This is a genomic window from Mycobacterium sp., assembly GCF_050701515.1.
In the GTDB taxonomy this organism is placed as follows: Bacteria; Actinomycetota; Actinomycetes; order Mycobacteriales; family Mycobacteriaceae; genus Mycobacterium.
Genome location: NZ_JBOGDB010000021.1, coordinates 1 through 5,215, shown reverse-complemented (window position 1 = coordinate 5,215; position 5,215 = coordinate 1). Strand labels below are relative to the sequence as shown.

The 5,215-nt window shown below is 65.6% G+C and carries 4 protein-coding genes and 2 pseudogenes; 4 read left to right on the top strand and 2 right to left on the bottom strand.

Annotation, left to right across the window (positions count from 1 at the left end):
- Positions 1-256: pseudogene (locus tag ACRDU5_RS01755) on the bottom strand (peroxidase); the annotation flags it as partial.
- 9 nt (positions 257-265) lie between these two features.
- Entirely contained in the window at positions 266-826 is a 561-nt protein-coding gene (locus ACRDU5_RS01750; RefSeq protein ID WP_526612494.1) for a hypothetical protein, read from the bottom strand.
- Between the two features lie 689 nt (positions 827-1,515).
- Here ACRDU5_RS01750 and ACRDU5_RS01745 point away from each other — a divergent pair.
- From ACRDU5_RS01745 to typA, 4 genes and pseudogenes are all read left to right on the top strand, one after another.
- Positions 1,516-1,887 carry a hemophore-related protein gene (locus ACRDU5_RS01745; RefSeq protein ID WP_526612495.1) on the top strand — a complete coding sequence of 124 codons (372 nt, stop codon included), beginning with the start codon at positions 1,516-1,518 and terminating at the stop codon, positions 1,885-1,887.
- Between the two features lie 109 nt (positions 1,888-1,996).
- A pseudogene (locus ACRDU5_RS01740) lies at positions 1,997-2,781 on the top strand (bestrophin-like domain).
- A 67-nt stretch (positions 2,782-2,848) separates the two neighbouring features.
- Positions 2,849-3,244 (top strand): (deoxy)nucleoside triphosphate pyrophosphohydrolase, encoded by a 396-nt coding sequence (locus tag ACRDU5_RS01735; RefSeq protein WP_526612493.1) that lies wholly within the window; start codon positions 2,849-2,851, stop codon positions 3,242-3,244.
- Between the two features lie 71 nt (positions 3,245-3,315).
- Positions 3,316-5,205, top strand: a complete 1,890-nt coding sequence (typA, locus tag ACRDU5_RS01730) for a translational GTPase TypA (RefSeq protein WP_526612492.1) — start codon at positions 3,316-3,318, stop codon at positions 5,203-5,205.
- Positions 5,206-5,215 lie beyond the last annotated feature (10 nt).

Sequence of the window (5,215 nt, the reverse complement as noted above, 5' to 3'; positions counted from 1 at the left end):
CGTCGGGGAAGGTCTTCAGCGACTCCTCGGGCACGCCGAGCGCGCGCAGGCCGTTCCACGTGAACGCCAGTGTGACCCAGCGGTCGGAGCTGTCCATTGTGGCGGCGGCGTCCGCGGCGGACTGTGTCTTGTCCAACAGCTCGGAGAGCCACGCCCGCCCGCCATCCTGGGTGTCGAACGACAGGAACTCGTAGCGGCCCGTGATGGCCGGCGTGCGGGTCAGCAGGATGTGCTGGATGTCGTCGAGGTCAAGCACCGGCGTGGTTCACTGCATCTGGTCGAGCATTTCCGAGAAGGCCGCCTTCAACCGCAGCGCCTTCTTGATCTCGTCGGCGGTCACATAGGGATATTCGCCGTACTCGAGGAAGCTGGGGCATTGATGCTCGCGGACGAACTTGATGAACGCCTCCGGGTTCTCCTTCCAATCCTCCGGAAAACCTTCGAGATTGGTGAACACCGTGGTGATGCCGGTCGCGCTGAACAACTGGACCGCGTCCTCGGTGTACTTGTCGAAGTCGGTGTCGAAGATGCCTTGGTACTGGAAGTGCAGACCCGACCCGACGTCGAACAGCACCCAGCGCAGGTAGTGCAAACGTAGCGGGGCAAGCGCCTCTGGGCTCCCCTGTATCGTCTCCTCGATGGTCTTGCCGTAAGCCCGGACCGCCTCCTCGCGGCCCTCCTTGACCTTCGCGATGATGGAGAACCCGTGGCAAGCCGGCGTCCTCGGGAAGACGGGTCCGTACCGCCCGCGCTCCATTTCGAAATAGCCCTCTTTGGGGATGGCCATCGCGGCTGGTTTTGTCCAGTCCTGATCAATTGTCGCCATGACGGCTCCTTGTCTCGAACCCGATGTAGCGCACCGTACTCCGGAGTGGGGGCGGCCATGGACCTTTGCCATGGAAAGTGCAGTCAGTCTGTCCGGATCGCGAAAGTATGCAACCGTTGGTTTGCCTAGCGGGACAAAATTGTTTGCCCGCTCTTCAAGAATCAAGATCTGCGAAGAGTTGTGTCTGCGAGAACGATTGACGAAAAGCCCTCTCGAATTGTAATTTTGCCCGCTCACCCCGGTCAGCAGGCCTAAGCTCCGGCGTATGGGCCGCTTGGCCCTACAAAATGCAGAGGGGGAGCAGCCGTGCGATCAACGCAGCGCTACCTGATATTGGGATTGGCGACGGCGGCCGCCCCCGTCACGATCGTGGTCGCTGCGCCCCCGGCGGGCGCCGATTGCAATTACGCGGCCGGGGCCACCGTATGTGCTCAGGGCACGGTCCGGGGTGCGGACGGGGTACCGAGGGCCGCTACTCCGGTCGTCCCCTATCCGTGCGAGAACGACTGGTATTGCGGCACCGAGTGGGATCTCGACATCGCTTGGGATCCGGGCCGTCCCGGTATCGGTGGTCCTGGTGGTCCTGGTGGTCCTGGTGGTCCGGGGCGTCCCGGCGGAGGCGGTGGCATCGGGCCACGATGATGAGCAACCTAACCACGACCCGTCAACCACTCGATGTAGGAGCCAACATGTCGCCCTCAACACGCGCCGCGCGCCGCGCATTAATGGCAGCCATTGGCACCGGAGCCTTCGCCGGTGCAATGCTTTTCGGTGCCGCCACCATCGCAACGGCCCAGCCGCCCCCAGTTCCACCGCCGTGCACGGCCGCCGAACTTGCGCGGGTGATGTCAGGCGTCACCTTCGAAACGTCGAACTATCTCACCACTCACCCCGACGTGAACGACTTCTTCACCAGCCTCAAAGGCCAACCCAGGGACCAGATCAGGGATCAGGTACAGACTTATCTGGACGCCAATCCGCAAGTTCGGGAAGAGCTTCAGCGCATCCGGCAACCCTCGGCCGATTTCCGCCAACGCTGTGGGGCTCCGGCGACACCCTGACGTCGGCGACGCGGCTTCTGGCACAAGACTGTTCGGTCGTTGGGCGGGATGGGCCCGCAGGCGTCTGCCCGGGGGCGGTTGTTCGGCGCGCGACCTACGGAGGTGAGCCATGGGCGGCTTCGGAATGGCGGGTGTTTGGTTACTTCTGGCCCTGACCCTCGTCCTGTCGATCTTGGTCGGGGCTGCCAGTGTGTGGCTGGCGGATCGCATACTCTCCAAACCGGTTGCCAAAGAGCACAATTCGATGCTGTCGCCGTTCCTGACATGTGTCGGGCTCGTTTACGGCGCTCTCCTCGGATTCACCATCGTCGTCGCCTGGGAGCAGTTCTCCTCCGCTGAGGCTAATGTCGCGAAAGAGGCATCCACTCTGACAACGATGTACCGGCAGACCGTCGGCATGCCTGTCCCAGAGCAGACGCAAATGCGGGAACTGCTCCGGAACTACGCGGAGGCGGTCGAAGGCCCGGAATGGAACCAAGACCCTGGCGGAACAACAGACTCCGCTCGAACCGCGCTCACCGAGATGTACAGGATCCTGGGCAATGAGCAATCCAGCGCCGCGTCGAGTCCGATAAGTCAGGAGTTCTCGGCCAGCTGACCGTCCTGGCGTCGGAGCGGAATCAGCGAATCCTGGACGCCCAACCTCGAATACCCGGGTTGCTGTGGGCCGGTCTTCTCTTCGGCGGTGTCGTGTTGGTGGGGCTCACCGGTTTCATGCGCCTGGAGAGCACGCGTGGTCACCTAATACTCTCTTGCGCGGTCAGCGCCCTGCTCGGCCTGCTGCTGTTCGTCGTCTTCTGGCTAGACCATCCCTTCGGGAACGAGCTCGGTATCACCTCCGCACCGTTTGAGCAATCCTTGCTCGTTTTCGACATCATTGACCGCGGGACGTAGCAGGGTCCTGATACTGGCGGGACTACGCGACTTCGGCCGCTGCGCCGGGCGTATAACGTCAACCGCGATGCCAAGCCAGATCGTCGTCGCCGGTGTGCTCATCTGTCGTTCGGCGTTGTTGGTGGCACAGCGTGACCGCCCGCCGGAGTTGGCGGGCCTATGGGAGCTGCCGGGGGGCAAGGTCGGGCCCGGCGAGAGCGACGCCGCCGGGCTGGCCCGTGAACTGCACGAGGAGCTCGGCGTCGAGGTGACGGTCGGCGACCGGCTGGGGGAGGACGTCGCGCTGAGCGAGACGACGACGCTGCGCGCCTACCGCGTCACCCAGACCGGCGGCGCCCTGCGGCCGAACGATCACCGCGCGCTGCGCTGGGTGACGGCCGATGAACTGGAAAGCCTGCCGTGGGTGCCCGCCGACCGCGCGTGGCTGGGCGAGCTGGCCCGGGCGCTGCTGTCCTACCCGTAGATGTGTGCAACAAGTAAGTCGCGCTTTCCTCGTTTTCGCGATTGAGTACCCACACTGCCAGACTGTCCGGCGTGGATTTTCGCAACGTCGCCATCGTGGCTCACGTCGACCACGGGAAGACGACCCTGGTCGACGCGATGCTGCGCCAGTCGGGCGCGCTCACGCATCGCGGGGACGACGCGATCGAGCGCCTGTTGGATTCCGGTGACCTGGAACGCGAAAAGGGCATCACGATACTGGCCAAGAACACTGCGGTGCATCGCCATCACCCCGACGGCAGCGTGACCGTTATCAACGTCATCGACACGCCGGGTCACGCCGACTTCGGCGGCGAGGTCGAGCGCGGGCTGTCCATGGTGGACGGCGTGCTGCTGCTCGTCGACGCCTCCGAGGGCCCGCTGCCGCAGACCCGCTTCGTGCTGCGCAAGGCGCTGGCCGCGCACCTGCCGGTGGTCCTGGTGGTCAACAAGACCGACCGGCCCGACGCGCGGATCGCCGAAGTCGTCGAGGCCAGCCACGACCTGCTACTCGATGTCGCCTCCGACCTCGACGACGAGGCCGCCGCGGCCGCCGAGCATGCGCTGGGATTGCCGACGCTGTATGCCTCCGGGCGTGCCGGGGTGGCCAGCACCACCGCGCCGGCCGACGGGCAGGTTCCCGGCGGGGACAACCTCGATCCGCTGTTCGATGTGCTGCGCGAGCACATCCCCGTTCCGAGCGGCGATCCGGAGGCGCCGCTGCAGGCGCTGGTGACCAACCTCGACGCGTCGGCGTTTCTCGGCCGGCTTGCGTTGATCCGCATCTACAACGGCCGCCTTAGCAAGGGCCAGGTGGTGGCGTGGATGCGCCAGGTCGACGGCGCACCGGTGATCACCTCGGCCAAGATCACCGAGCTGCTGGCCACCGAGGGCGTCGACCGCAACCCGACCGACGAAGCGATCGCCGGCGACATCGTCGCGGTCGCCGGGCTGCCCGACATCATGATCGGCGACACGCTCGCCGACCCCGAGCACGCGCATGCGCTGCCGCGGATCACCGTTGACGAGCCGGCCATCTCCGTCACCATCGGCACCAACACGTCGCCGTTGGCGGGCAAGGTTTCCGGCCACAAGCTGACGGCACGGATGGTCCGGTCCCGCCTCGACCAAGAGCTGGTCGGCAATGTGTCAATCCGGGTAATCGACATCGACAGGCCCGACGCCTGGGAGGTGCAGGGCCGCGGCGAGCTGGCGCTGGCGGTACTCGTCGAACAGATGCGTCGGGAGGGCTTCGAGCTGACCGTCGGCAAGCCGCAGGTGGTCACCAAGACGATCGACGGCCAGCTGCACGAGCCGTTCGAGGCACTGACGATCGACTGCCCGGAGGAATACGTCGGGGCCATCACCCAACTGATGGCGGGCCGCAAGGGCCGGATGGAGGAGATGACGAACCACGCCGCCGGCTGGGTCCGGATGGACTTCGTGCTGCCCAGCCGCGGCCTGATCGGCTTCCGCACCGACTTCCTCACCGAGACCCGGGGCACCGGCATCGCCAACGCGGTGTTCGACGGCTACCGGCCGTGGGCGGGGGAGATCCGCGCCCGGCATTCCGGCTCGCTGGTATCCGACCGGACCGGCACCATCACCCCGTTCGCCCTGATTCAGCTGGCCGACCGCGGCAGTTTCTTCGTCGAACCCGGCCAGGACACCTACCAGGGACAGGTCGTCGGCGTCAACCCGCGTCAGGAGGATCTCGACATCAACGTCACCCGGGAGAAGAAGCTGACCAACATCCGGTCGTCGACCGCGGACGTCATCGAGACGCTGGCCAAGCCGATCGAACTCGACCTGGAGCGTGCGATGGAATTCTGTGCACCAGACGAGTGCGTCGAGGTCACCCCGCAGGTGGTGCGGGTGCGCAAGGTTGAGCTGGACGCCACCAGCCGGGCCCGCAGCCGCGCTCGCGCCAAGGCCCGTGGCTGAGGTCTGATGT

What these genes read in the sequence shown, in the direction of transcription:
- ACRDU5_RS01750 (WP_526612494.1), bottom strand. Translation starts at nt 826, where the DNA reads ATGGCGACAATTGATCAGGACTGGACAAAACCAGCCGCGATGGCCATC.
- ACRDU5_RS01745 (WP_526612495.1), top strand. Translation starts at nt 1,516, where the DNA reads ATGTCGCCCTCAACACGCGCCGCGCGCCGCGCATTAATGGCAGCCATT.
- ACRDU5_RS01735 (WP_526612493.1), top strand. Translation starts at nt 2,849, where the DNA reads ATGCCAAGCCAGATCGTCGTCGCCGGTGTGCTCATCTGTCGTTCGGCG.